The 25,610-nt window shown below is 55.8% G+C and carries 17 protein-coding genes, 1 pseudogene and 1 riboswitch; of the genes and pseudogenes, 6 read left to right on the top strand and 12 right to left on the bottom strand.

Annotation, left to right across the window (positions count from 1 at the left end):
- Positions 1–2: 2 nt before the first annotated feature.
- Both AC0LWF_RS23755 and AC0LWF_RS23750 read right to left on the bottom strand, forming a co-directional pair.
- A complete protein-coding gene (locus AC0LWF_RS23755) occupies positions 3–1,583 on the bottom strand; it encodes a methyl-accepting chemotaxis protein (protein ID WP_474654013.1) in 1,581 nt (526 codons plus the stop codon).
- Between the two features lie 88 nt (positions 1,584–1,671).
- Positions 1,672–2,013, bottom strand: a complete 342-nt coding sequence (locus AC0LWF_RS23750) for a nucleotidyltransferase domain-containing protein (protein ID WP_474654012.1) — start codon at positions 2,011–2,013, stop codon at positions 1,672–1,674.
- Between the two features lie 46 nt (positions 2,014–2,059).
- Between AC0LWF_RS23750 and AC0LWF_RS23745 the strand changes: the two genes are divergently transcribed.
- Positions 2,060–3,211 carry a cation:proton antiporter gene (locus AC0LWF_RS23745; RefSeq protein WP_474654011.1) on the top strand — a complete coding sequence of 384 codons (1,152 nt, stop codon included), beginning with the start codon at positions 2,060–2,062 and terminating at the stop codon, positions 3,209–3,211.
- 27 nt (positions 3,212–3,238) lie between these two features.
- On the opposite strand, the gene AC0LWF_RS23740 is transcribed toward AC0LWF_RS23745, so the two are convergent.
- The 4 genes from AC0LWF_RS23740 to AC0LWF_RS23725 all read right to left on the bottom strand — a co-directional run bounded on the left by AC0LWF_RS23740 (position 3,239) and on the right by AC0LWF_RS23725 (position 11,452).
- The gene (locus tag AC0LWF_RS23740) at positions 3,239–3,733 is read right to left on the bottom strand and encodes a DUF5946 family protein (RefSeq protein WP_474654010.1); all 495 of its coding nucleotides are present in this window, start codon (positions 3,731–3,733) and stop codon (positions 3,239–3,241) included.
- A 186-nt stretch (positions 3,734–3,919) separates the two neighbouring features.
- A complete protein-coding gene (locus tag AC0LWF_RS23735) occupies positions 3,920–4,891 on the bottom strand; it encodes an acetylxylan esterase (protein WP_474654009.1) in 972 nt (323 codons plus the stop codon).
- A 21-nt stretch (positions 4,892–4,912) separates the two neighbouring features.
- A complete protein-coding gene (locus tag AC0LWF_RS23730; RefSeq protein ID WP_474654008.1) occupies positions 4,913–6,151 on the bottom strand; it encodes an MFS transporter in 1,239 nt (412 codons plus the stop codon).
- 603 nt (positions 6,152–6,754) lie between these two features.
- Positions 6,755–11,452 (bottom strand): DEAD/DEAH box helicase, encoded by a 4,698-nt coding sequence (locus AC0LWF_RS23725; protein ID WP_474654007.1) that lies wholly within the window; start codon positions 11,450–11,452, stop codon positions 6,755–6,757.
- 231 nt (positions 11,453–11,683) lie between these two features.
- Here AC0LWF_RS23725 and AC0LWF_RS23720 point away from each other — a divergent pair, with 231 nt between their 5' ends.
- Positions 11,684–12,103, top strand: coding sequence for a hypothetical protein (locus AC0LWF_RS23720; RefSeq protein WP_474654006.1), 420 nt, complete (start codon positions 11,684–11,686; stop codon positions 12,101–12,103).
- Positions 12,104–12,316: 213 nt separating this feature from the next.
- Here the strand turns inward: AC0LWF_RS23720 and AC0LWF_RS23715 are convergent, their stop codons facing one another.
- The 3 genes from AC0LWF_RS23715 to AC0LWF_RS23705 form a co-directional block, all read right to left on the bottom strand.
- On the bottom strand, positions 12,317–12,814 hold the full coding sequence (locus AC0LWF_RS23715) for a C40 family peptidase (RefSeq protein ID WP_474654005.1): 498 nt from the start codon (positions 12,812–12,814) through the stop codon (positions 12,317–12,319).
- Between the two features lie 4 nt (positions 12,815–12,818).
- Positions 12,819–12,985: riboswitch (cyclic di-AMP (ydaO/yuaA leader) on the bottom strand.
- A gap of 303 nt (positions 12,986–13,288) precedes the next feature.
- Positions 13,289–14,107, bottom strand: coding sequence for a hypothetical protein (locus AC0LWF_RS23710; protein ID WP_474654004.1), 819 nt, complete (start codon positions 14,105–14,107; stop codon positions 13,289–13,291).
- A gap of 29 nt (positions 14,108–14,136) precedes the next feature.
- Positions 14,137–16,143, bottom strand: a complete 2,007-nt coding sequence (locus AC0LWF_RS23705; RefSeq protein ID WP_474654003.1) for a M1 family metallopeptidase — start codon at positions 16,141–16,143, stop codon at positions 14,137–14,139.
- A 172-nt stretch (positions 16,144–16,315) separates the two neighbouring features.
- Between AC0LWF_RS23705 and AC0LWF_RS23700 the strand changes: the two genes are divergently transcribed.
- The 3 genes from AC0LWF_RS23700 (at position 16,316) to AC0LWF_RS23690 (ending at position 20,502) form a co-directional block, all read left to right on the top strand.
- Positions 16,316–16,840, top strand: a complete 525-nt coding sequence (locus AC0LWF_RS23700; protein WP_474654002.1) for a YwhD family protein — start codon at positions 16,316–16,318, stop codon at positions 16,838–16,840.
- An 87-nt stretch (positions 16,841–16,927) separates the two neighbouring features.
- Positions 16,928–18,691: an ABC transporter ATP-binding protein gene (locus AC0LWF_RS23695; protein WP_474654081.1), complete on the top strand. Its 1,764-nt coding sequence runs from the start codon at positions 16,928–16,930 to the stop codon at positions 18,689–18,691.
- Entirely contained in the window at positions 18,688–20,502 is a 1,815-nt protein-coding gene (locus tag AC0LWF_RS23690) for an ABC transporter ATP-binding protein (protein WP_474654001.1), read from the top strand. The genes AC0LWF_RS23695 and AC0LWF_RS23690 overlap by 4 nt, the downstream gene beginning before the upstream one ends.
- Before the next feature lie 339 nt (positions 20,503–20,841).
- On the opposite strand, the pseudogene AC0LWF_RS23685 reads toward AC0LWF_RS23690, so the two are convergent.
- Positions 20,842–21,493 (bottom strand): annotated as a pseudogene (locus tag AC0LWF_RS23685) (SDR family oxidoreductase).
- A 66-nt stretch (positions 21,494–21,559) separates the two neighbouring features.
- Entirely contained in the window at positions 21,560–21,955 is a 396-nt protein-coding gene (locus tag AC0LWF_RS23680) for a VOC family protein (RefSeq protein WP_474654080.1), read from the bottom strand.
- A 265-nt stretch (positions 21,956–22,220) separates the two neighbouring features.
- Between AC0LWF_RS23680 and AC0LWF_RS23675 the strand changes: the two genes are divergently transcribed.
- Positions 22,221–23,054 (top strand): sugar phosphate isomerase/epimerase family protein, encoded by an 834-nt coding sequence (locus tag AC0LWF_RS23675; protein WP_474654000.1) that lies wholly within the window; start codon positions 22,221–22,223, stop codon positions 23,052–23,054.
- A 396-nt stretch (positions 23,055–23,450) separates the two neighbouring features.
- Here AC0LWF_RS23675 and AC0LWF_RS23670 read toward each other — a convergent pair whose 3' ends face one another.
- Positions 23,451–25,565 (bottom strand): transglycosylase domain-containing protein, encoded by a 2,115-nt coding sequence (locus AC0LWF_RS23670; protein ID WP_474653999.1) that lies wholly within the window; start codon positions 25,563–25,565, stop codon positions 23,451–23,453.
- Positions 25,566–25,610: the final 45 nt, after the last annotated feature.

The following is a 25,610-nucleotide window of genomic DNA, read 5'->3' as shown; positions in this document are numbered from 1 at the left end:
AATTAGATGCGGAATTTCCGTACGACAGCGGTAAGCTGATTCGCAAGCGTTCCGAGCGTTTGGGAAGAGCTCGCCGTCTCCTGGGCGGATGCTGCAGCTTCTTGACTGATGGAAGCAATCGCTTCGATCTGTTTCATCACTTCCTCCGACTGCGCGGCTTGCGTAACGCTCGAAGCGGCGATTTCCTTCGTCTGCTGTGTGACTTCGCCGACGCGATGCACGATGCTCTCCAGCGCGCCGCCCGCTTGGCGGTACAGCGTTTCAGTCGTCGACATGGCCTTCACGCTCTCCTGCGTGCTGTGCTGCATGCCGGTAATGATGGACGAGATTTGTTTTGTCGCGTTTCCACTGCGTTCCGCCAGCTTGCGCACTTCATCAGCGACGACCGCGAAGCCGCGTCCTTGTTCGCCGGCCCGTGCCGCCTCAATCGCTGCGTTCAGCGCGAGCAGATTCGTCTGCTCGGCAATCTCGTCAATGACCTCGATAATGCTGCCGATCTGGCTCGAATCCTGTTCAAGCGCGTACATGCGCTGCGATAGATTGTTCATGCTGGCGAGAGACTCGCTGACCGTCTTGCTGCAGTTGATCGCATCCTGGTTCGTGCCCACCGTCAACTTAGTCGCTTCTTGCGCACGAAGCTGCGCCTGCTGCACGCCTTGCGATAGCTGCGTAACGACTTCGGCAGCGGTCTGGGCTGATTCTGCCTGATACATGTTGCCGCGTGCCACTTCATCCGTTGTGGCGGAAATCTCCGATGCGGCATTCGTTACGCGGTCCGCCGCGGACATGACCTGGCTGATGAGCTGGCGCAGTCCATCCGCCATCGTATCGATGGCTTGTGCAATGCTGCCGAGCTCGTCCTTGTCATGAACCGTCTGTGCGCTTCCTTGCAGCTCGCCTTCGGCGAAGCGCTTCGTCCGGCTCAAAATCGTATCAACCGATCTCGTAATGCGCCGAATGACGCCGAAGCCGATGAGGCCAATGGCAAGCGCGAGCAAGGCGATGAGAATATAGATGAACTGATTCGACGCCTTGTTTGCTTTCTGGATGAGTTCCGCTTGCGAGATTGCATAATTGTCCAGATACTCGCCAAGCTCATTCAAGCTTTCGCGGGCCGCGTCAAACTTTGCAATATCGCTCTTCTGGCCTGCTGCGCTGCCCGACCAAGCTGCGAAATTGTCCGAGAACTTGTCCAGGTTCTGCTTTACGGTGGTATGCGACTCCGGATGCTCGCGAGCCAGCAGGTTATTGTCCGACAGAATTTGGCCAGCTTTGCCAACACGCTCGGCCGCCTGTGCGATATTATCGCTTAGGTCCTGCTGTTGCTGCTTCAATTCTTCATCCGTCAGCTGGCCGGTGCCGATCGACCGATAAGCGACGAGCGCTTGATACATATCACGGTCCGCATTCAGGATGAGCGATGTCGACTGGTCCGTGACGTCATACATCGAGGTTTTCATGTCATTCAAATCCGCATTGTTTCTTTGAATCAAATAAAGGCAGATGATTATAAACAGCACCAGCGGGATAAGAAGCAAACCGCTAAGCTTTTTCTTTAATGAAACATTGTTTAACAACCACATCGAAAGCAACCCCTTTGTTTGGCATTGATCCAATCTCTTTGAATCAAATTATAGGCAATAGGTGTTTAGGAAGTGTGGTGATAATTGTTTAAAATGTGTTTGCTTGTATCAGATGCTGCGTCTCTTGAATGATTGCATGAAGCTGCAGCAGCGATGCTTCCAGCTTGGCAGCATACGCGGATAGCCCAGAGAGCCCCCAGCCGCCGATATCGGTCAAGACAGCATTCCCGTCATCATGAATCTCCGATGCAGCCGCCCGTAAGGCAATTAGGTCAATCGCTTCCGAATTGCTATAATAAATACCAATATCAATATCTGAAGCAGCAGTATGCGTGCCGTTGGCTCTTGAGCCGCCAAGGACGACGGCTTCGATGCCCTGCACCTTCCGAAGCTTCTCGGCGATCATGGCAATAATTTGTTCGGAATCCATTTTGCGTAACCTCCTGTATCTGATGGGAAAGGATTGAGTATAAGGCATGCTCACTTATCAACTTGTTATTATTCTAATTGCTTCCAAGCTGGCGGGCCATCTTAGCGTTAGGCTTGGCCAGCCTTCCGTGCTCGGCAAGCTGCTGATCGGTATCGTGCTCGGACCGACTATGCTTGGCCTTATTCATGAGACGGAAGTGCTGAAAGAAATTAGCAAAATCGGTGTCATCCTGCTCATGTTTATAGCGGGCCTCGAGACGGATTTGGCAGAGTTCAAGCGTACCGGCAAGTCTGCAGCCTACGTCGGCTTCTCCGGCATTATTGTACCGTTCGGGCTTGGCTATTTAACCGGAACCATGCTCAATATGACGAGTGCCGAGGCGGTTTTCCTAGGTCTGCTGCTCTCCGCTACGAGTGTCAGTATATCGGTGCAGGCACTGAAGGAGATGGGCCAACTGAAGTCGCCGGAAGGATCGACCATTCTAGGCGCGGCGGTCATTGATGATGTCGTCGTCATTATCGCGCTCGCCTTCGTCATGAGCTTCACCGGCGGGGACGTCAATCTCGGCCTGGTTATCGTGAAGAAAGGGCTATTCTTTGCGGTCGCGCTGCTGTTCAGCTGGCTGGCCGTACCTTGGTTCTTGAAGCGCTTCTCTTCACTGCGTGTCACGGAAACGGTCATCTCCGCGGGGCTTGTCCTATGCTTTAGCTATGCTTATTTTGCCGAGTATACCGGTGTTGCGGATATTATTGGTGCTTATATTGCAGGCGTTGCAATTAGCGTGACCCATTACAAGCATGAAATCTTCGAAAAGGTAGAGAGCATCAGCTATTCGATCTTCGTGCCGGTCTTCTTCACGTCGATTGGCGTTGCGGTCGAGTTTCACGGACTGACGGGCAGCAGCTACGTCCTTATTATCGTACTTAGCCTCATTGCGATTATCTCGAAGCTGGCCGGCTCTGCGGTTGGCGCCAAGCTGTCGGGATTCGGGTGGAAGCCGGCGCTCGGCATAGGCGCTGCGATGGTATCGCGCGGCGAAGTGGCGCTCATCATCGCGTCGATCGGCCTAGAAGAGGCGCTTATTTCGAAGAGCATGTTCGCGGTTATTGTCGTGGTGGTGCTCGTAACGACCATTGTGACACCGCCGATGATGAAGCTGTTCTTCAAGGAAGAAAAGAGGTCACTTACGGACAGCTAATCGCTGTCTGCAAGTGACCTTTTGTTATTAAATGAGTGGCTGCGCAGCTTCCTTGACCCAGTCATGGGCGTGCGCCCAGCTGGCCCATACTGCGCTTACCCATGTACGAATCATAGCGTCTCGTGCTTCACCTGCTTCTGCATTCAGCACATCCTGCACCGTGATCGACGCGCTCGTCTTCGGCGGGGTAAGCTCCGGCCATGAGGATTGGCTTCGGCCAAGCGACATGTGTACCTGCTGCACCTGTTTGCCGGTGAAACCGTGCTCTTCTACCAAGTAAAGTCCAATAAGCGAGAATGCGGTCGTAATCGGCTTTGTGTAACCGCCGGAATGCTGTGCGCCGTAGCAGTCTAGCGCGAGCTGATGGATAAACTCCGGATTGCCGTGCGAAGTCGTGTAGAACGACAGCTGATTGTAGAGCTCATTGCACTCGCCTGAGGCATGGAAGCGCGCCGGTTCGGCGAAGTACTGGTTAGGGAGCAGCAAGCCGCACCCTGGGCATTTGACGATCGATTGTTTCATGGACATACCGCCTCCCTAAAGTGAGTCTATTATGCCAAATAGAACAAAAGAACCTCTGTTTCCGGCAGTTTTCAGGCAGCGTAAACGAAAGGCTCTTATTGATTCTCATAACCGATCTATGAAACTTATTTTTATCTCGATTATAGCGGATGGAGGCAGGTTATGCACCAATTAGTTTGTCAAAAATTAGCTAAAATGCTTCCGGAGAAAGGCGATCCGTTCCCTATTTTGATATTCGCTTACTTCATGGCCGCTGAACGGATAGTCGTAGATGAGTTTCTCCGACGTAATCCGGTTATAAACCGCGTAGATCGTCTCCGGCAGACAGATGCTATCTTTCCAGCCGACCGACATGAGCACCGGCACGCTGATGCGCGAAGCCAGGTTCAGCATATCGTAGTGGGCGAGCGTGTGCAGCACGGCTTCAGTTCGCTCTGGGTAACGCTTCAGGTGCTGGGCGATCTCTGCCAGTGAACTGCTCGAATGGAGCACGCCATGGTCCATGTTGCACATATTCGGAATGTCCGCGATAATGGCGGTTACCTTCGGATTAAGCGCGGCTGAGATAAGCGCAAGACCGCCGCCTTGGCTGCCACCGACAGTAGCAAGCTTCGTAATATCGACTTCCGGCTGCGCCGCTGCCGCATCGACTGCGCGCACCGCGTCCATCGTAAGAGCATGATAGTAGGAGCCCTCTGGCACGAGCAGGTTGCTGGACACCCAGCCTTTGATGGAGCCAGTCTGCTCCGGCATAAAGTTGCCTGTCTCGCCTCCTTGACCACGCACGTCGACAGCAAACACTGCATAGCCGAGCAGCAGCCACTGCGCGTAGCGCTCGGGGTAGCCTTTATCGTCGGTGTAGCCTGGGAAAGTGACAATGGTCGGGTACGAGGATGTGCTCTCGGCATCAGGTGCGTGCGGCACCATGAACCAGCCGTGAATCGGCGTCTCGTCATAGCCTTTATACGTTAATTTATCGATTGTAATATGGGGGAAAGGAGACTCCTGCCGCTCGCGCTGAATGGAGAGCGGCTTGTTCTCGTAAGCTTGCAGCGCTCTTTCCCAGAAGGCATCAAGCTGTGCAGAGTCAATTGTAAGCTCCGCCGTATACTGCTGAAGCTCGCGTCCGCGGCGTGTAATAGCATGATTAATCGTCATCGTATGTGTGCCTCCTGGTTCTTAGTGAAAGGTTTGGGTGATTGATTGTGTGCTGCTTGCAGCGGAAGCATGTTTGCGAGCAGAAGCAGACGCCCATAGAATGACTGCTAGCAAGAGCAGAGCTGTACCGGCGAACAGCCAGCGCACCGAATCCGGTCCGTGCTGGTCGAGAAACCAGCCGGCTCCTTTAGGCAGCAGCCCGCCGCCAATACCGCCGCATGCCATGAGCAGGCTGGTCGTCCGCTCAGTCACGCCAGGCGTCGCCCGGTTGGCGAAGACGAGTGCAATCGCGAACATGCCTGACATCATGAAGCCGACGGCAAAAGCAAGCATGAACGCAGATACGACACCTGTAAATACGGTCATCAGCACGAACAGAATCGCCGAGACGAGGCAGGTGACGATCAGGTACATCGAACCGCCGATCCGGTCCGCAATTTGACCGGAGATTAGCCGCCCAATGACCATAGCGCCCCAGAACAAGCTGATGGCGAGCGTCGCGGATGATTCAGGCAAGCCGTTCGTGTTCACTAGCAGTGAAGGCAAGTAGTTGATATAGCTCATCTCAAGCCCAACGTAGACGAAGAAGAACAGCGCGCAGGAGATAAGAATGATGCGCATCTGCGCTTTCGAGGTCTTTTTGCTGCCCGCAGGAATGTCGTGGCTCGCAGAGGCGGCTATCTCTGCCGCTGCCGTTGCTCCTGCGGCTGGACGGTCGAGCAGCTTCGGCCACCAGATAAGCCATAGTACGAACGTTATGGCGGAGAGGATGCCGACGAAGGTGAAGGACAGCTTCCACAGGCCAGCTTGAATCAGCGCTGCGCCAGCGAACGGGATGAGCAGCGCGCCGACGCCAAAGAATGTTTCGACGCGGCTCATCGCCGTGTTGGCTTTCTCCCCCGAGTAGCCGATGATGAGCGAGCCGACGACCGCTTCCGTCATGCCAAGTCCTATCCCGGCAAAAGGAGCAATAGTCAGCATAATGCCCCATGGCGGGAGCAGGGAGTAGAGAAATTCAGGAATGATGATAAAAGCGATGGAAAGCAGCAATACGAATTTTTTGCCTCGTTTGGCAATGAGCCATGGCGCGAACAGTATGCCTACCATGCCGCCAAGGAATTGATGCATAACGAGCTGGCCGCCGTCGCTGTATTCAATGCCGTAAGCATGGACCATCGGTTCCATGACTGAGCCGATGACGAGCTGGCCGAGCCCGGTAATCAAATAGGCGATGCAGCCTAAGATGACAAGCCGTAACATTTCATTTCTCCTCACTGGGGTTACTGGAATGTGGAAAGACGGGAAAGACAGGAAAGACAGGAATCCGGAATTCTGGATTCGGAACAGACTGTCTCCACCATAACATAATTGGGGATGGGGGACGATAGGGGAAGAGAGTTATTGAGAGGGTAGAGTGGTCAACGACTGCAATAGGCGGTGTTGTCGTTGGCGCTCGGTTGTTCGCCTGCAGTGTCGGCCTGTCACCGCCCGGTCTCCGCCGCCCGTCAAAGAGTCCTAGCAAGTATCCGCCCGCGCCTACCAAGCGCCAACAGTATCCGCCGCTCGCGGAACGATTCTCATCAGCCGCCGACAGTCCCCACCAATCGCTGCACGCTCCTCCCCCTCTAACGAATCGTAAAGCGCTTATTGAGCGGGAAAACGAGCTTTTCAAATTGTAACGAACTCCAGTGGTCTTATTGCGGTCATTTAGTCCCTTATAATGCATTTTTGCAGCGAAAAACGACTCTCCGGTTCGTTAGAGAATTTCAACCTGCATTTAGGCGCAATAACGCTATCTAAGTTCGTTAGCGCTGGCATATGCTGCAAAAAGAACCCGCACTTCGCAGCGCGGGTTCTTCTCATTTATTGAAGATTGCTCGGCCACAGGACAAGTGAGCGGTTGTCGCGCTCGGCGCCCAGCGCCCGCAATGCCTCTGCGGCTGCGGATTCGATGATGGGCTCGCCGTTCCAGCGTTCGACCCTAATCTTGCTCAGCTTCTGCTGGCGAAGCAGCGTGCGGAAAATATCCTTCAGCGGAGCTGGGTTGCCTGCTGCGGGCCAATCGGAATCGCCGCTGCTGCTGGCCTGCGGAAGCTCCACAATATTTCGTCCGTTGTTCTCCAGCCAATAGCGCCAGCTTCCATGTTGGAGAACGAGGAAGTTACCGCTTTTGCGAGCGAAGCTAGTAGCTTTGACAGCGGAAGGCCAACCGGAGGCGAGGCCGAATGGATTGGCGGGATCGGTCGAGGCAAGCACCGTAATGGTGTCGCTCTTCTGGTTGATCATCGGCTGACGGACCGCGTCAATATGCTCGCGCCTTGCGAATTGCAGCGTCTGCACGCCCTGCACGAGCAAGCCGCGCGTGACGACACCCCATTGCTCGAGCTGCTTGAGCACTTGGAGCAGTTCATCCCAGCTGAAGGGGGACAGCTGCTGCACAAGCTCTTTGGACACGATGCCGAAGCTGTCCAGCAGATGCTGCGTCCAGTGCAGCGCCGACTCCGACAGGTCTGAGGCGACAGCTCGCAGCTCTGCGGTGCCCAGCGCGTGGGCGGCAATGTTGTCGGTGTTGTCACTAGCGTGAGCCCCGCCGACTTGGCGAGAAGCAGCATCAGCGGCACCGAGTGGCGTGCCGCCGGCGGCAGTGGTCGGGCGGTGGGCGCCGCCGCCCATTGCTGCGTCTTCGCCTGATGGATCGGCAAGCGAGCCGGTCCAATACCAGCGCCCGAGACCGGAGCCGGTCCGCGCGAGCTGCTTGCCCTTCGTGAGCAGCTGCAGGCGCAGCGGCGCGAACTGGTCGTTGGAGACCGCGCCTTCCCAGACGAGCTCAAGCAACTCTTCCAGCAGCTCGGAAGGCACCTTGCCATAGTCGCGGCTAAGCCGCGTCAGGAAGCTGGCGCCGCCATCCTGCAGCAGCCCGAGCAACCTCGGGTGCTTCGTGCCGGAAGCCGTCCAAGCAGCGATGGATTGCGCGATAATCGGCGCATACAACAGCTTCGATTCGGTGAGGAAGAAGGCGATCTTGCCTTCTTTCTCCGATTCTTCCTTGCGTCCGAGCCAGATCACTTCGCCTGACGCGCATAACAGATCCAGATCTTCTTTGCGGTAGCCTGTTACGCGGGCTGGAAAGATGAGCGATTCCCAGTGCGAAGCAGGGAGGAAGAAGCCCTGCAGCCGTTCAATGACGATTCGCAAGCCGTCAATGCCGCTAAGCTGCGTGCCGGATAAGGCATGCTGGAGCGAGGACATATGCGCGCACCAGCGGATGGGATCAACCGGCTCGGCTTGCTTGCGCGCCTGCTCCAGCGTTAACCGAATGAGCCGCCTCGCTACTTGGCGGCTCGTCCATATCCGCTCCTCGCCGCTCTCGGCGAATGGCGCAAGCTCAGTCCGGTCAAGCGCGAGCAGCACGTCGGCGACATGCGCCGCATCGCTCGCAGACAAACGCGGATACCGCTCCCGAAGCTCTGCTTCGGTGAACGAAATCCGGTGCTCCGCGAAGCGACCGGCCACAAAGGCGATGGCGCGCTCGCTCTGAGGGAACTCGGCGTACAGCTCGCGTTCCTCGGCGCAAATCCAGCGCTCTACGCCAGCGGCCAGCGGCAGCAGCGCAACACGATCGCTCGCCGCAAGCTGCTGCAGCCACTCGTCGACCTCACCGCCGCCCGCGATAGCGACAAGCTCGTCCACGCTCATGTCGCCCCGCCGCTTCATCAGCGTATATAGCTCATCGGCGCTCGCCGGAATGAGCTGGCCGGCTTCGAGTCGGTCCTGCTCTGCCTGCGCAATTGCAGGATCGATCGCCCGCTGTACGGCGTCCTCGCCGAACAACTGACCCGCGAGCGATTTGCTGACGCTAAGCAGCTGCAGCTGGGTCGCCTCGCTAAGCCCGTCACCCTCATACAGCAAGGAGTTGGCATAGTCAGCCATAAACTGTAAGGCAAAAGGCGAAGGGGACTGCGATTCCTTGACCACAACCTCAATATTTCCAGAAGCAATTCCTTCGAGCATGTGCTTGAGGCCGTTCGTATCGAGATACTCGTGCAAGCATTCTCGCATCGCTTCCTGCAAGTAGGGGAATTGATCTGCGTAAGGAAGCGACTGCTTCAGCAGCTCCTCGCAGCGAAACCGCTTTTGCCACATCGGTGTCCGTGTGAAGCTGCGCGAGAGCAGCAGCGATGTCTCTGCAATCCGGCGAAAAGCAATTGCCAGCAGCGGTGAGCCCGTAATCGCCTCCGTAAGCAGCGACTCAAGGCTGCCCGAGGTGATCTGCCAAAGCGTCTGCAGCCATGAAGCGTCCCATTCCGGCACGACCAGCTCAATGCCGTTGTCTTTGGCGTTGCCGTAAACACTGTAGGGGAGTAGGCGCTCAAAATGCCGCTGAATCGCCAGCAGCCACGTCCGGTTCAAACGCCGCCCATACGGATTATGAATAATAATTCGGGTCTGATTCATGAGATCCCGGTAGTGTTCAATAATGATGCGCCGTGACGTCGGTACGCCAATTGCCCGATGCTGCGCGCCAATGAGATCAATCAGCTCGGAAGCAGCGTAAGAGTCTAGCCCATACTCCGTGTCGAGCCAAGCAATTGTAGCCTGCTCACGTTCCCAAGCTTGTTGCCCATCAGGCAAATAAAGTGCAAGCCGTATCGTCGACAGTTCCTCCAGAAACTCTCCTAGCTGGATGCCGATCTCATAGCTTCGGCTGCTCGCCTCCGCGTTCCAGAACGGAATTTCACTGAAGCGGTTCGGTGCTTCCTTGACATAAACGCGGTCATTGTCGATACGGCTGATCATCCACGAGCTAGTGCCGAGCTGAAAGACGTCGCCGACGCGGCTTTCTGAAATATATTCTTCATCGAGCTCACCCAGCAGCGTGCGGCTCTCCAGATGATGAACCGGATAGTGAGAGGTTGACGGTATCGTGCCTGCGCCTGTGACGGCAGCCATCGACGTATTGGCGCGTTTATGCAGCCGATCTGCGCTGCGGTCCCAATCCATGAGCGGGCGGGCAAAAGGGTAAAATCCCGTCAGCACCTTCAGCGCTGCTTCCAACCGTTCGCGCGGAAAAGTCCGGTAGCATTCGCTGCCAGAGATGAGCTTATGCAGCTCGCCCACCGACATATCGGCGGCGGCGACCATCGAGATCATATGCTGCGACAGCACATCGAGCGGCTCATGCGGCAGGACAATCGATTCTATGTCGCGCCGTGCAATGTCGCGGCAGAGCACCGCTGCTTCCGGCAGCTCGCTTCGCTGCCGCGCCACGATAAAGCCGCGGCTGACGTCGCCGACGGAATGGCCTGCTCGCCCGATGCGCTGAATGCCGGCCGCGGCGGCTTTTGGCGAGTCGACCTGAATAACGAGGTCGACGTGTCCTACGTCAATGCCGAGCTCGAGCGAGGAGGTGGCGACGAGGCAGCGCAGCTCGCCCGCCTTCAGCATTCGCTCGACTTCAAGCCGCCGCTCGCGCGCGAGGCTGCCGTGATGGGCGCGCGCCATCTCATAGCCGGCATGCTCGTTCAGCCGCAGCACGAGCCGCTCGCACATGCGGCGGCTATTCACGAACAAGAGCGCGGAGCGCGCGCCGTCCATCAGCGCCATCATCCTCTCGATGATAGGCTGCCACACTCCGTCGCGCGTACGCGCAGGGCGGCTCAGGTCCGGCATCGTAACGCGGACCTGCATCTGCTTCGTCATCGCGCTCTCGACGATGACGACAGGCCGCTGCGCATAGCTAAGCGAATGCGCAGGCTGCTCTTCTCGCCCGCTCGGCACCGCTTCGCCGATCACCGTGCCAAGTGCTTCGGAGCCCGACGTTTCATCGGGCTTCACTCCCATTGGCGTCGCCGCCCGAGCCGCGCCCGATTCCCGCGGCTCCCAGCCGCCCAAGAACCGAGCTACGCGCGACAGCGGCTTCTGCGTCGCCGATACGCCGATGCGCTGCACCGGCCTCGCCGCGAGCGCGGTCAGCCGCTCAAGCGACAGCGACAGATGCGCGCCGCGCTTGTCGCTGGCAAGGCTATGTATCTCGTCGACAATTACCGTCTCGACCGTGCCGAGCATCGCTCGTCCTTTGTCCGAGGTCAGCAGCAAATAGAGCGACTCCGGCGTCGTCACAAGGACGTCCGGCGGCCGCTTCGCCATGCGCACCCGTTCACCGGAAGGAGTGTCACCCGTACGAACGGCGGAGCGAATGGAAGGCCACTCGCGGCCTTGTTCACCAGCAAAGCGCTCAATTTCATCCATGAAACCGACGAGATGGTGATGAATATCATTGTTTAGCGCTTTAAGCGGCGTAATATAGAGCACTCGTACGCCTGGCGTTAGGCTGACTCTGCGATCAGCAGCATCTGCCTTCGCCAGTGCAGTCCGATTGATGCACGGCAATAAGGCAGCAAGCGTCTTACCGGAGCCAGTCGGAGCAGCGATCAGCGTATGCTGCTCCTGCATAATCGAAGCCCATGCGTCCAGCTGAACGGGGGTAGGTTCGCCGAAGCTGTGCGCGAACCAGCCGGCTAATGTATGGTGAAACCCTGCCGAAGCGAAGGGAGGTAGCATCGCGAAGCTCCTTTGCCGTTTAATCACTTGTTCTAAAATCACTCGCTCATCTTACCGCTAGCCTGTTACTTCCATTCTATCATCCTACTATTCATCTTTTGTCAATTGATTCCTCTTTAGTCGGCTTCGAAGCCGCTCTACCTAAAAAATATCCGGTCAGTTTCCGGGCTATTAGACATAGGATTTAGAAAAGTAGCTATCAGCCCAATAAGATCGGGAGGTATCTGCCATATGTCAGGATGGCGAGACAGCTTAGAGAAGCGCAGAGCAGAGTGGAGAAAGCTGGAGTATGCAATGACGGATACGCTTGCCGGCAGGCGGGTGCTGCGGGTTGCAGGACCGCGTTCGCCAAGGCTCACGACGCCGGTATCGAAGGCGATCCGGCAAGAGGAGCTAGCCGCTGTCGCGGAGACATTCGACGCTGGACTTGCTTGTTTCTGCCTAGGGGAGCTATCGCCGCAGCAACGGGCGCAGTTCCTTCAGAACTGGCACTCGAGGCTTGCGACCGGCGCAACCGTTGTGATGGCAGATCGCAGGAGCGAGGGCTGCGCGACACCGGTGGAGCTGTATGATCTCTTCGCTCCGCTTGGCATCGCGCTCGACGTCCAGGTCGGCCGCACGTTCTGGTGGGTCCGCTATCAACGCCGCTAACTAGAAGCTGCCGGACGCTAATCGCCGAGCACGATGTTTGGATCAAGCAGCAAAAAACAAAAAACGAGCTCGCCTCAATTGAGGTGAACTCGTTTTTTTGCTAGACATTATTGAATTTATTGGTTTCACCTATATAAATTCACATAATGTCTCCGCGAAACGCAAGCTTTTGCCGATAAGACGGCGACAGCCGTTTACGCTTGCAAGTACTAATTAATCGGAGTCTCCATCGCCTGGTTCATCTGACGGCTCGTCAGCGTATTTCTCATACGTTTGCGGGCTCATAACGCGGCGTGCAGTTACATAGCGTTTTGAATAGTAGGAATCACCTAGCGCACTGATCGTAACACCTTTGCTCGAGGAAGCGTGTGCAAACTTGCCATCTCCAACATAGATGCCGACATGCGAGATTCCTTTGCCAGTCGTATTGAAAAATACGAGATCGCCCGCAATCAAATCCGCTTTCGCGATTTTCTTGCCGAGCTGTGCTTGCGAACGGGATGCATGTGGAATGCTGACGCCTAGTTTACCGTACACATACATGGTAAATCCAGAGCAGTCGAACCCTTTCGTCGTTGTTCCCGTGTACGAATACGGGGTGCCGATCACACCATTGATGACACCATCCATTTTGGATTCTGCAAAAACGCTTCCAACTTGGAATAATAGCAGCATCGCAAGAGCGACCAGTAGTGCAGAAATTTTCTTCAAAACAGGAAACTCCTTCCGGTGCCTACGAGGTTAGCTGTGGGGTTCGGTTGAAGGCTCCCTATGATCACCTCTGGCATCCGCGTCTTGATAAGCGCCTTGCGGATGTCGGGATCAATTCACCCAGAATGGTTCCCCCGTTTCCCAAGAAAGGGAATTCGGCAAAATTTTCTTTTCGAGGAAAAAGTATTCGATCATTTTCTCGTTTCTCCTTCCAAGTTCACAAGTTGTTCACAAATTAAAATTATTAGAATGCAACCTTTTTGGCGTCTAATTCGTTGGTGGGCCTGCGATTGAGCGGTTAGTAGGCATATATTCCTCCTGCAACGAATTAGAGCAATTTATGGCGAGAACTGTCTTGTAGAAAAATATGAGGATGGCTAGATAGGTGTCGGTTCAAACACTTTCAGTGACATGCAAAAAAGGACCGCGACAATAGGTCGCAGTCCCTTACTCCATATTGATTGCCGCTATGCCTCAAGCTTGCTTCGATTGCCACACATCGTACTGGGCGGCTACCGTCCACACCTTCATAATGGTGCGCATCATCTGATAGCCTTGGTGAAGGATGAGTGCGAACAGTCCCGCCCACAACATGGATACGGAAGCGACCGTCATGCTAAGCAAGGCGCCGATACCCCACATGAGCAGCGAGATGCCTGCAAAAGGCAGGAAGTTTACGATTCCGCCCCATAGCGAGCGGAGTGTGCCCGTGCCGCTGGCGGCGCCGAACTGCATGGTGAGGAAGAGCAGGTGGATGAGCACCGCCCATGCCAGCCAGGCGGCCGCCCACGGTCCTGCGTGCTGGGCGAATTCGAGCAGCGAATTGCTAGCGAGCAGCTTCGTTAACGCGCGCGGCAGCAGCCAGATGGCAGGGAGAAGGGTGAGCGCAGTTTCGATGAGATAGAGCAGGGCGACTGGCTTCCACACTTTTCGAATGCCGCTTAGAAACTTCGTTCCGGCCTCATCTGTCGTATGATGCAACGAATGGAACAGACCAGCGTTAAGGAATGGGGTGATGATCATCCGCCCGGCCAGCAGTCCGCAGAATAGCCAGGCGTATGGCTGGACGAGATCCGTCTTGAGCAGCTGAAACTGAGCCTCGGTCATGAACAGCTGGACCGCGTGGCTTCCGCTGCTATACGTATCGGGAAACCGCTTTAGGACAGGCACTACAATCCCTTCGATGGTGCGGTAGAGGAAGAAGCCCCAGATCAGCTCGTACAGAAACAGCAAGATAATAATATAGAAGTGCTTGATTGCTAGGCGCCAGCCTTGCTTTATATGTGCTTTCACTCCTGCTCACCTCCTTCATAAGTAAGGCGTTACCAAGCGAGTGCGGCGAATATCGTCTCGAGCAGCTTGGTGATTCCGACGCTCCAACGGGTGCGGGTCTTCTCGGTCAGATCGGCTTTCATAAAGTTGTTGATATGTTTATTGTCGAGCACGTTGTCATGCTGCGGGTCCACCGCCGCCCAGACGAGCTTCGCGGAATGAACCAGTTTGTACTGGATATGGTCCTCTTGACCATCCCATACTTTCGGCATGATGGTACCGTCGGCAAAATGGAACACCACTGTCACAGGGCCAAAGCTGCCGCCTGTCTTCTTGATGAGCACAACCGATTCGTACTGCGTCTTGCCATCCTGCTTGACGGGACGTACATGGATGGAAGCGACGGCGTAGTCGGACATATCGCTGCCGTAGACGAAGTGGCTGAAGTAATCGTTCCACTTTTTCTTCGTGACCGTCTCGACGACCTTCTGGAAGTCGGCGGTCGACGGGTGCTTGAATTTATATTTCTGGAAGTAGGCGCGCATGATTTTGCGCATCGTCTGAGTGCCAACCTGTTTCTCGATGCCATAGAGGACGAGTTTGGCGCGCATGTACACATTTTCGGCATAGTGATTGTTGCTGTGGTACGACCACGATAGCTGCTTCAGCGGCGCTGGATCGGTCATGTAGCTCGATTCCACCGGCAGGTTCGGCTCCACTCCGTATTCGCTCTCCATCACTTTGTCCTCTGAATAGGACGTGAACCCTTCGTCGAGCCAAGCTTCCTCGAATTCGTTGGAGGCGACCATGCCGTACCAATATTGATGCCCGATCTCATGGACGACGGTACGCTCCAGATCATAGCCCGGGTTGTCGTTCTCCGCAGCGAAAGCGGTGATCAGCGTCGGATATTCCATGCCGCCAGCACCGTTGCCGCCCTTCGGCGGTACGACGATCGAGAGGGTGGAGTACGGGTAAGCGCCGTACCACTGCGCGTACTTGGCGAGCGCGGACTTCGCTGCGTGCATGTAGCGGTCTTTGAACTTTGCATGCTGCGGATCCAGGTAGAGCTTAATGCGTACGCCAGGCACGCCCTCCGTCGAGAACGGCTCTTCGGCATAGACGAAGTCCGGCGAAGCCGACCAGCCGAAGTCATGCACGTCATCGGCGTAGAACTGATACGTCTTGCGTCCCTCTGCGACCACGGATGCTTTGGTCTGGAAGCCGGTGGCTGCTACCTTGTAGCTGCTCGGCACGTTGATTTTGACACTGTAGATGCCAAAATCGCTATAGAACTCCGAGTTGCCGTGATACTGATGAATATTCCAGCCATCGGCGGCTCGTCCGCGCGTGCCTGCTGTTTCGTATACGGCGAGCTTCGGGAACCACTGCCCCGCCATCACGAAGTTGCCCGCATACCCCATGCGCGCGAACACTTCGGGCAGCTTCACCTCGAACTTCAATCGCAGCGTCACGCTTTTGCCGGGAGCGACCGCAGCGGGCAAGCGGAGCTTGGCCAGCGTTAAGTCATTCGTATTGCCGTCATCGGGCTGGACATAGTGAAGGCGCGGCAGCAGACTATACCCCTCGGTTGTTTCGAGCGACAGCAGGTTCATGTAGCCGACGCTGTCCACAGTCGCTTTATCGTTACGGAGCTGACCGCCGGACTCCCGCATGAACGTCGTGTCTTTGGAGCGGAAGGCGTTCGGATACAAGTGGAAGTACAGCTCGGACACCTGCAGCCTGCCAGGGTTTGTCCAAGTGACGGTCTGCTCGCCGGTGAGCATATGCGTATCTTCCTGGAGGTTCACATCAATGTGATATTCCGTTACCCGTTTACTGAGCGCAACCGGCTTCGGCTGCATCACAATATCGGGCTCTTGCACAGCTGGCGGAGCTGCCGGCTTGGGCGGAGGTTCTTTCTTGGCGGGAGCAGGAGCGGAGGCATATATATAGTGTGAGATCCAAGCATCCCCGAACCCTTGCTGTGCCGTTAACCCGATCAGCACGGCGGCGAGGGCAAAGAGTAGAAATCGTTTGGCGCGACCCAGATTCATTGAAACATTCCCTCCCGTTGACAAGCATCTACAGCATGTATATGTTTGCATTTCCGAGATTATTAGCTAAAATGGAATTAATGTGCGGACAGGCGCGTGAGGCCGCGCCGGACGTGGAATTAGGGGCTTGTGAGCAAGTAGCGGCAGGCTTGAAAGGGAGTTGAGAAGTGTCATGAGCGAACAAGATAATACGCAGCAGCCGCCTGAGAAGAAAGAGAAGAAATCCCTTTCTTTGAACGTGGTGAGCAACAAGGAGCATAAAGGATTTGGAGCGGGGACAATCGACCTGAGTGCGGTGTCCTGTGTCATCATTGATAATGGCGAGGCGTACATTGATGTAGGTGCGATGCATGCCAAAAGCAAAGTGGAACGCGGCATCAAGTTCAGCACGAATAAGGAAGATGTGCCGAATGGACGCTTATGCTGGATCGTTTGGGTAGCTGTTGATCGCACCGAGGAAGGCGCAAGCTACGCAGGGGCGACAGCTTGTCCGATGCTGATCGATACCGAGGCGCGCAGAGGATGGAAGATTCTTGCGCAGCATGTGAACAACCTCGACTATGCGATCAAACGCCGTTTTGTACTCGATGAGCTTGGCGCGGAAGAGAAGCAGGCGCTTAAGAACCTGCTTGTCTCGAACAATCCGGAGTGGTGGGACCGCTCGCCGGATAAGCTGAAGGAAGCTCTTAGCGTATAACTGTCATGATGATAAGGCCGCTTCATCGTCTCTTTAAGGAGAAGGATGAGGCGGTCTTTGTTCTATTAAAAAGGAGGGCTTCAATTGATTAGTGAGAAGCGCACAGTCTCGCGAGGGCATTACGGCGAGCTGCTCAGGCGCTATCTGCTGCCGCAGAAACGAACGCTTATTGGGCTTACCGTGCTGCTTATTCTCTCCACTGCGCTGCAGCTCGTCAATCCGCAAATTATTCGCTTCTTCATTGATAAAGCACAGTCGGAAGCTGACCTCCAGCCGCTGCTTCTGGCCGCTTGCTTGTTTATTGGCTTCTCGGTGATTCAAGGAATTGTGTCGGTGGTTGCGACGTATTTCAGCGAGAACGTCGGGTGGAAGACGACGAATGTGCTTCGCGGCGATCTGGCCGCACATTGCTTGTCGCTGGATATGCCCTTTCATAAGTCCCATACATCCGGTGCCATTATCGAGCGGGTCGACGGCGATGTGAACGCGTTGGCGAATTTTTTCTCAAGCATGATTATTAATCTTCTCGGGAATGCGCTGCTCATGATCGGCATTCTCGTGCTGCTATTTCGGGAAAGCTGGCTGATCGGGACGGGGATGACCTTGTTCGTAATCGCTGCGATATTCGTCATTCAGCGCATCCGGGGGCTCGCATCGCCGCTCTGGACAAAGTGGCGCCAGGCGAATGCGGAGCTGTACGGCTTTATCGGCGAGCAGCTGGAAGGGACGGAAGATATCCGTGCGAATGGCGCTTCAGGTTATGTGATGGGCCGTTTCTATGCGATGCTGCGCGTCATGCTGCCGCTTCGGATTAAAGCGTTCCTCGGCTTTGCCTCCATGTGGAGCACGACGATTGTCGTGTTTGCATTCGGCAATGCGATGGCGTTCGCGATTAGCGCGTATTTGTGGAAGCAGGGTTCGATTACAATTGGTACTGTTTATTTGATCTTCTATTATACGGAGCTGCTGGCCAAACCAATTGAGAAGATCCGAACTCAAATGGAGGATTTGCAAAAAGCCGATGCGAGCATTACCCGTATTCGTGCCTTGTTCGAGACACGTTCCGCGATTGTGGACGGCCAAGGTGCGACACTACCGGCAGGATCTCTTGCCGTGAAGTTCGACGATGTCACGTTCCGCTACGAAGATGGCGATGGGGAACCAACGCTGGATGGCTTGGCGCTCCAGCTCCAGCCGGGCGAAGTGCTCGGGCTGCTCGGGCGGACGGGAAGCGGGAAGTCGACGCTGGCCCGGCTGCTGCTTCGGTTCTATGATCCGCAGGAAGGCGCGATTATGCTTGGGGATACGGACATTCGCGAGCTGAAGCTGAGTCAGCTGCGCAAGCGAGTGACGCTCGTCACGCAGAACATCGAGATTATTGAAGGAACGATAAGGGATAACTTGACGTTTTACGATGAAACCATTCGCGATGAGCGGATTGTGGAAGTGCTCGAGCAGCTCGGTCTTGCGAGCTGGTATGCGTCGATGCCGGAGGGGCTAGATACGCGGCTCGCTTCGGGCGGCGGTTCGTTGTCAGCCGGGGAGGCGCAGCTGCTTGCTTTTGCCAGGGTGTTTCTGACCGATCCCGGGCTCGTTATTATGGATGAAGCTTCATCGCGGCTCGATCCGCTGACGGAGCAGCGAATTGAAGAGGCGATCAGCAAGCTGCTCGCGAATCGCTCCTGCATCATTATCGCGCACCGCCTTGCGACTGTGCAGCGCGCGGATAAGATACTCATTTTGGAAAATGGCCGCGTCGTCGAATATGGCAGCCGGATGGCGCTCGCCACCGATCCTACGTCGCGCTTCAGCACGATGCTTGCGACAGGGCTTGAGGAGGTGCTCGTATGACGACCTTTCAATATTTAATCCGGCTCATTACATACCGCACGACGCTCTATGTGTTTAACGCGCTAGCTTGGACGATTATTTATTTGGTGCCGATCGTGCCGGGTCTTATTACGAAAGAGTTTTTCGACTCGCTCACCGGCAGCGATTCGCTGAAGCTTGGCACTTGGGGGATTATTGCGCTGCTGCTGGGTGCATCGGCCGCGCGCGTAATGGTGCTCTTCGTCGGCTTCATCACCGACGTGAATTTCCGCTTTCGCATGGGAATGATGCTTCGCCGCAATCTGCTGCAGCATATTCTGAAGCAGCCTGGCGCTCGCGCCATTCCTGTCTCCCCGGGCGAGGCGATCAGCCACTTCCGCGACGATGTCGATCAATCGGAGGAAGCGGCGAGCTGGTCTGTCGACGTGTTCGGCTTAACCTGCTTCGCGGCAGTGTCGAGCTATATTCTTGTCGGCATTGATTTGCAGATGACGCTGCTTGTGTTCCTGCCGCTTGTCGTTGTGGTGACGGTTGCGCAGCTGTCGACTTCGCGTCTGCAGAAGTACCGGGCTGCCAGCCGAGAGTCAACCTCGCGTGTAACCGGCGCCATTAGCGAGATGTTCAGCAATGTGCAGGCGATACAAGTGGCAGGCGCGGAGGAGCGCGTTATCGAGCGGTTCAGGAAGTTCAATGACGACCGCCGCCGCACGATGCTGAAGGATAAAATGATGGGCAGTGTGCTCGATGCTATATTTACGAACACAGTCAATTTGGGGACGGGGCTTATTCTGCTGGTCGCCGGTCAGAAGATGCAGTCCGGCTCGTTTACGATTGGCGATTTCTCGCTATTCGTCTACTATTTGACGTTCATTACGAGCATTATTACGAATGTCGGTACGTTTATTACGCACTTCAAGCAGATGGGCGTCGCGCTTGATCGTTTGAAGGCGCTGCTGCAAGGTGCTCCGGCGAAGCTGCTGACGCTGAAGGATACGCTGTATTTGCGGGAGGGACGGGAGTCGATCGAGGGGCGTGGCTCGTCTGCAACAGCAACAGCAGCTGCGGCTGCGGCTGAATCGGCAGCTAGTGATGCTGCACCGCTGCGTGCTTTGGAAGTGTCCGGCTTGTCGTACCGGTTCCCGGAGACGGGCCGAGGTATTGAAGATATAAGGCTGCAGCTGAAGGGCGGCTCGTTCACGGTTGTGACGGGCACGATCGGCTCCGGCAAGACGACGCTCGTCCGTACGCTGCTCGGCCTGCTGCCGAAGGATGAGGGGACGATCAAGTGGAACGGCCAGGTTGTCGAAGACCCGGCCACGTTCTTCACGCCGGCGCAGAGCGCGTACTCCGCGCAAATTCCGCGGATGTATAGCGACACGCTGCGCAACAATATTTTGCTCGGGCAGCGGGAAGAGAATGGTTCACTCGAGCAAGCGATCCACGCAGCGGTGATGGAGTACGATATCGAGCATCTCCAGCATGGGCTGGAGACGATGATCGGCCCACGCGGGGTGAAGCTGTCCGGCGGCCAGATGCAGCGGACGGCGGCAGCGCGCATGCTCGTGCGAGATGCACAGCTGTATGTGTTCGACGATCTGTCGAGCGCGCTCGATGTCGAGACGGAGCAGAAGCTGTGGGAGCGGCTGTTCAAGAGCAGGGGCGATGCGACCTGCCTCGTCGTCTCGCACCGCCGTGCGGCATTGACGCATGCCGATCATATTATCGTCATGAAGGACGGCCGCATCGAAGCGGAGGGCACCGCCGAACAGCTGCTGCTCTCAAACGCAACGTTCCAGGAGCTCTGGAGCGGGGATGAGCGTGCGAAGGGGTAGCGGTTGACCCACCGACCTGCGGAATCACCGGCTCACAGCGAGCTTTTGCTTCCGAGAGAGCATATATGCTCTCTCAACAGCCCAAAACGCACAGTTCATGTGCTGAGAGAGCGTATTTGCTCTCTCAGCATCCAATAAGCGAAATCGTGGCCTGCTTTCGCCTCCGAGAGAGCATATATGCTCTCTCAACAATCGAAATCGCCTGTTTCGCCCTCTGAGAGAGTATTTGCTCTCTCAGCTTCGAAATCGAGGTAGGGACAACCATCCCTGCCCTCACTCAAACAAAAAGCCTCGCATTCCGCCGAAACCAGCGGAATGCGAGGCTTTTCTCATTTCAACTCAAATCAACATCGCCTGGCCCCTATAATCAACGAACTGCCACGGGCTGTCCGTTTCGACGCGCCGCTCGATCAGATCGAAGATGCCGCGCGCGCTGTCGCGCGGGTCGGTTGGCGCTTGCTTGCCGCCCATGTCGGTAAACATCCAGCCAGGGTGGATGCTGAGCACAAGCACGCCGCGATCTTTCAAGTAGCTGTGCAGCTGCAGCGTGAACATGTTGAGCGCCGTCTTCGAGATCGCGTACGGGTAGTCGCCGGGATAAGCGTTGGTCAGGCTGCCTGCTTCCGACGATACGTTAATGAGCGCCGCACTCTCCTCTGTCAACAAAGGCAGAAAATGCTTCACGACCCGCATCGGCCCATACATTCACATCGAAGGATTTCAACACGTCGTCCATATCGAGCTCTTCAATATGCGTGTCGCGCGCATTCAGAATGGCAGCGTTGTTGATGATGGCGCCAAGCGTCCGCCCTTCTTGCTTCAAGCGGTCCGCAAGAGCAGCGATGCTCGCTTCGTCAGTTACGTCCAGATGAACAATCAGAATCCGCTCATCACCATATGTATCCCGCAACGCAGCCAGCTTGCCAGGCATCTCGACATCTCGCACACCTGCGATAACGGAATGCCCGCGCTTCAGCGCCTCTGCTGCCATTTCGCAGCCAAGTCCGCGGCTTGCGCCTGTAATAAGTGCGTTCATCGACATCAACGAGGAGCCTCCTTATTTGTCGTTTTCGAGAAGTTCGACAAGCACCTTCAACTGAGGAATCGTGTTCATGTACGCATAACGCCCGCCGGTATATTCACCCTTTTGCTCCAGGGGAAAGCCTCGGCTCTCGAGCAGCGCGACCTTTTCCTTCATCCCCTCAATGACAAAAGCAATATGATGCGGCCCCTCGCCATGCTCATTCAAATAATTCCGCCAAGTGCTCGGATGCTCATCCGGCTCAATCAGCTCCAATTGGAGCGAGCCCATGTTGAAGAATGCCAGCTTCGCCCGTGCTCCGCTTGGTTCTCCGCCAAACTGGGTCTGTGCCTTATCTGCTGTGTCGGTGATGATGATTGGCGGCTTGTCGATGCCGAAGAAGTCGGCGTAAGTCTGGCTTACTTTTTCAATATCATGCCGTGATGAAGTTGTTGCCGAGTAATCCTGCCATTAGGGAAACCATCCTCTCATCATCCATCTCATTATTAGTAGATCAGATCATCTCTTGCTGGAACTCCATGCTGGAGGCAGAGGAATCTCCTTGCCTAGTACGTCTTCTTGCACTTATTCGGCACGAAGCGCAGTTTTCCTTGTAAGCCAAATAAAGGAAAAAATAACTACCGCATTATGATATACTGGCGCTAATAAATACGCTCTCAAGGGATGGGATGAAGCGATGCGGCTAGGCGGACAAGTATTTATAGATGAGAAAAATCCGGAGAGCTGGGCGCTGGCGCATAAGCAGGCAGGCTTCCGAGCGGCAACGTGTCCAATTGATCGAGAAGACCAGCTGTCCGAGCTGGACTTCTACATGAAGGCAGCCAGCGAGAATGATATTGTCATCTCCGAAGTGGGAGCTTGGAGCAATCCGATCAGCCCGAACGAGGAGACTAGACGGGAAGCCATTGCTTATTGCAGAAGGAGGCTTGCGCTCGCGGAGCGCATCGGAGCAGGCGTGTGCGTCACGATTGCTGGATCGCGTGGCGAGCAATGGGATGGACCGCACCCGGACAATTTCAGCGAGGCTACCTTTGAGTTAATCGTAGAGACGGTGCGTGACATTATTGATGCGGTGAAGCCGCAGCGGACGGTATTTGCGCTTGAAATGATGCCGTGGGTATTCCCGGACTCAGCCGATACGTATCTTGCATTAATAAAAGCGGTGGACCGTCAAGGCTTCGGCGTTCACTTCGATCCCGTGAATATTATCAGCAGCCCGAGAACGCACTACCGGACCTGTGACATCATTCGCGACTTCTTCAGTAAACTCGGACCCTATATTCGCAATTGTCACGCCAAGGACATTCTGCTGCGCAGCAACTTAACCGTTCACCTCGACGAGGTTATTCCAGGTCAGGGGATGCTTGATTACAGGGCATTCTTGACGGAACTGCACAAGCTGCATCCCGATACCCCGCTCATGATTGAGCATCTGCGCACCAATGAGGAATACCAGCAAGCGGCGGATTATATTCGCGGCGTTGCAGCGGAATTACATATTTCGTTATAAAAGCAGCAGCGAACGGCTAACGAATCTCAGCATATCCTTATTTGCCCGAAAATCACTCCTTACAAGCGCTAACGAACCCCAGCAGCGTTATTTGGCTTAAAAAGGCTGACCTAGGCGTGAAAACGGGGGAATAACGTGTCTGTGATTCGTTAGCGCTCGAAAACAGCAATTTCGCGGCGAATAAGCGCAGCTGAGTTCGTTAGAAGCATGTGTCGTCCTTGCCAAAATGAGCGGAGCAGCCTCGAGTAGTCATGTCATCGGCAGACATCGACCATCGGCAGCTAGCGCATTCGTGCCGCGCCACCGTTCCTGCACGGACGCAAAAAAGGGCCCCTATACCCGGCAGCATCAAGCATCACAGCCTGCCACGGTATAGGGGCCCCTCGCATTAGCGCATTAGTTCGCCCACCAGCGCTTAAACACTTTCCACCAAGCGCGTGTCTGCTCCGACTTCGCGTCGGCGCTGCCATCCGGCGATACAGGGATATCGCCGTGAACGCCGCATACCTCGGTCGGCTGCGTGCCGCTCACGAACGTCTCGAGCCGCCGGTTTTGGCACGTCTTGCCGGCGAGCTTGCCGCTGCTTGGGTCAATATAGACGGACACGACGCCGTCAGGCAGCGGGAAGATCTTCGGCGGAATCGCCGAAAGCGCCGCTTCCGTATAGGAAGCGAAGATCGGCGCTGCCCGCCTTGCTTCCGTCTGCGACAGCTTGCGGTCCTTGTCGTAGCCGACCCATACCGCTGTCGCAAGCTCCGGCGTGTAGCCGACGAGCCACGCATCGGTCGCGGTCGTGCCGGTCTTGCCGGCGACCGGCCGCTTAATCATTGCCGATACGCGGCCTGCTGTGCCGCCGGTATCGAACACGCTCTCCATCAGGCTCGTCAGCACATACGCATGCGCTGCATCGACGACTGTATAGGAAGCAGGCTTCGCTTCATAGAGCACTTCGCCTTTGCTGTCCTCAATCCGCAGGATCGCCGTCGGCTCTATTCGAACGCCGCCATTGGCGAGCGTGCCGAAGGCGGACGCCATCTCCATCGGGCTGATCGGGAACGTGCCGAGTGCCAGCGACGGCACCGGCTTCATCGGGCTCTCGATGCCGAGCTTTCGCGCCATGTCGATAACCTTTTCCGGTCCAACAGCCATAATCGAGTTCACTGCATAGATGTTGTCAGAGCTCGCAATCGCCTGCCGCAAATCAATATAATCGCCGACATACTTGCTGTTGTAGTTGCTTGGCGAGTAGGTTTTGCGCCCTTCATCGTAGGTGAAGATGGTCGGTGCGCTCTTGAACTTCGACACAGGCGTCAGTACACCTTGCTGCAAGGCGGTCAAATAGAGAATCGGCTTAAAAGACGAGCCCGGCTGCCGCGTCTTGGCGAAGACGCGGTTATATTGATTCGTCTTGTATTCGCGTCCGCCGACCATCGCTTTAATATAGCCAGTGCGCGGGTCAACGGAGACGAGAGCAGCCTGCTGCTGCGAACCCTCGGGAATGCCATTCGCAACGGCTTCCTCAGCGGCGCGCTGCGCGGCAGGATCCAGCGTCGTGAAGATCCGGATTCCGCCTTCGCTCAGCTTCCGCTCATCAATGCCGAGCTTGTCGACTGCGATGTAACGGACGTAATCGCGGAAATAAGGCGCAGATCCGCTCGCTTTGCTCGTGCCAAGCGGGATGAACTTTAGCAGCTCCGCACCCGCTGCCTTCGCATCCGTCTGCTGAATAATGCCCTGATCGGCCATCGTCTGAAGGATTGTCCGCTGACGGTCCTTCGCGTTCTTCATATCCATATACGGCGAGTAATACTTTGGCCCTTTCGGGATGCCCGCAAGCATTGCGCTCTCAGCCAAAGTCAGCTCCGAAGCATGCTTTCCGTAGTACAGCTCCGATGCCGCTTCCGCGCCATAGGCGCCGTGGCCATAGTAGATTTCATTCAAGTACAGCGCCAGAATCTCGTCCTTGGAGTAGTGCATCTCCAGCTGAATGGTATACATCGCTTCCTTCAGCTTCCGAGACCATGTACGCTCATGTGTCAGGTATAGATTGCGAGCAAGCTGCTGCGTCAACGTGCTCGCCCCTTGCTTGCGCGATAGATGTTCCACATTCACGAAGGCGGCGCGCGCCATTCCTTTCAGATCGAAGCCCAAATGATCGTAAAAGCGCTGATCCTCGATCGCCAGCGTCGACTCAAGGAGATAGGGCGAAATCTCCTTCAGCGGAACCGACTGCCGGTTCTCGCCGGCATGGAAGGTGTCGATGACATGGCCCTGCGCATCCAGCATCTGCGACGTTTGGCTAATCGCTGAAGCAGGCAGCGCCTGCACCCGCAAATAATAGAGGAAGCAGAACGCCGCTACGAACAAGAGCAGCAACGACGCTCCCGTATAAAGCAGCCACCGCTGCAGTCGTTTTAAGAGAGGCATCCAGCGTTCTAATAGTATGGTGATCGGTATTCGAAGCTTCCTGCCGCTGTTTTTGCCGCCATGCCTGAACACGAATCGTTTCATCTGTTTTAACTCCTAACCTGGTAGTCCAATCTAATGTTAGCTTTT

It is taken from the genome of Paenibacillus sp. sgz302114 (assembly GCF_056120345.1).
This window is presented reverse-complemented; position numbering and strand designations above follow the sequence as displayed.

Excerpts from the sequence above, each read along its gene's own strand:
- AC0LWF_RS23755 (WP_474654013.1), bottom strand. The coding sequence starts at position 1,583 with ATGTGGTTGTTAAACAATGTTTCATTAAAGAAAAAGCTTAGCGGTTTG.
- AC0LWF_RS23750 (WP_474654012.1), bottom strand. The coding sequence starts at position 2,013 with ATGGATTCCGAACAAATTATTGCCATGATCGCCGAGAAGCTTCGGAAG.
- AC0LWF_RS23745 (WP_474654011.1), top strand. The coding sequence starts at position 2,060 with ATGCTCACTTATCAACTTGTTATTATTCTAATTGCTTCCAAGCTGGCG.
- AC0LWF_RS23740 (WP_474654010.1), bottom strand. The coding sequence starts at position 3,733 with ATGAAACAATCGATCGTCAAATGCCCAGGGTGCGGCTTGCTGCTCCCT.
- AC0LWF_RS23735 (WP_474654009.1), bottom strand. The coding sequence starts at position 4,891 with ATGACGATTAATCATGCTATTACACGCCGCGGACGCGAGCTTCAGCAG.
- AC0LWF_RS23730 (WP_474654008.1), bottom strand. The coding sequence starts at position 6,151 with ATGTTACGGCTTGTCATCTTAGGCTGCATCGCCTATTTGATTACCGGG.
- AC0LWF_RS23725 (WP_474654007.1), bottom strand. The coding sequence starts at position 11,452 with ATGCTACCTCCCTTCGCTTCGGCAGGGTTTCACCATACATTAGCCGGC.
- AC0LWF_RS23720 (WP_474654006.1), top strand. The coding sequence starts at position 11,684 with ATGTCAGGATGGCGAGACAGCTTAGAGAAGCGCAGAGCAGAGTGGAGA.
- AC0LWF_RS23705 (WP_474654003.1), bottom strand. The coding sequence starts at position 16,143 with ATGAATCTGGGTCGCGCCAAACGATTTCTACTCTTTGCCCTCGCCGCC.
- AC0LWF_RS23700 (WP_474654002.1), top strand. The coding sequence starts at position 16,316 with ATGAGCGAACAAGATAATACGCAGCAGCCGCCTGAGAAGAAAGAGAAG.
- AC0LWF_RS23690 (WP_474654001.1), top strand. The coding sequence starts at position 18,688 with ATGACGACCTTTCAATATTTAATCCGGCTCATTACATACCGCACGACG.
- AC0LWF_RS23675 (WP_474654000.1), top strand. The coding sequence starts at position 22,221 with ATGCGGCTAGGCGGACAAGTATTTATAGATGAGAAAAATCCGGAGAGC.
- AC0LWF_RS23670 (WP_474653999.1), bottom strand. The coding sequence starts at position 25,565 with ATGAAACGATTCGTGTTCAGGCATGGCGGCAAAAACAGCGGCAGGAAG.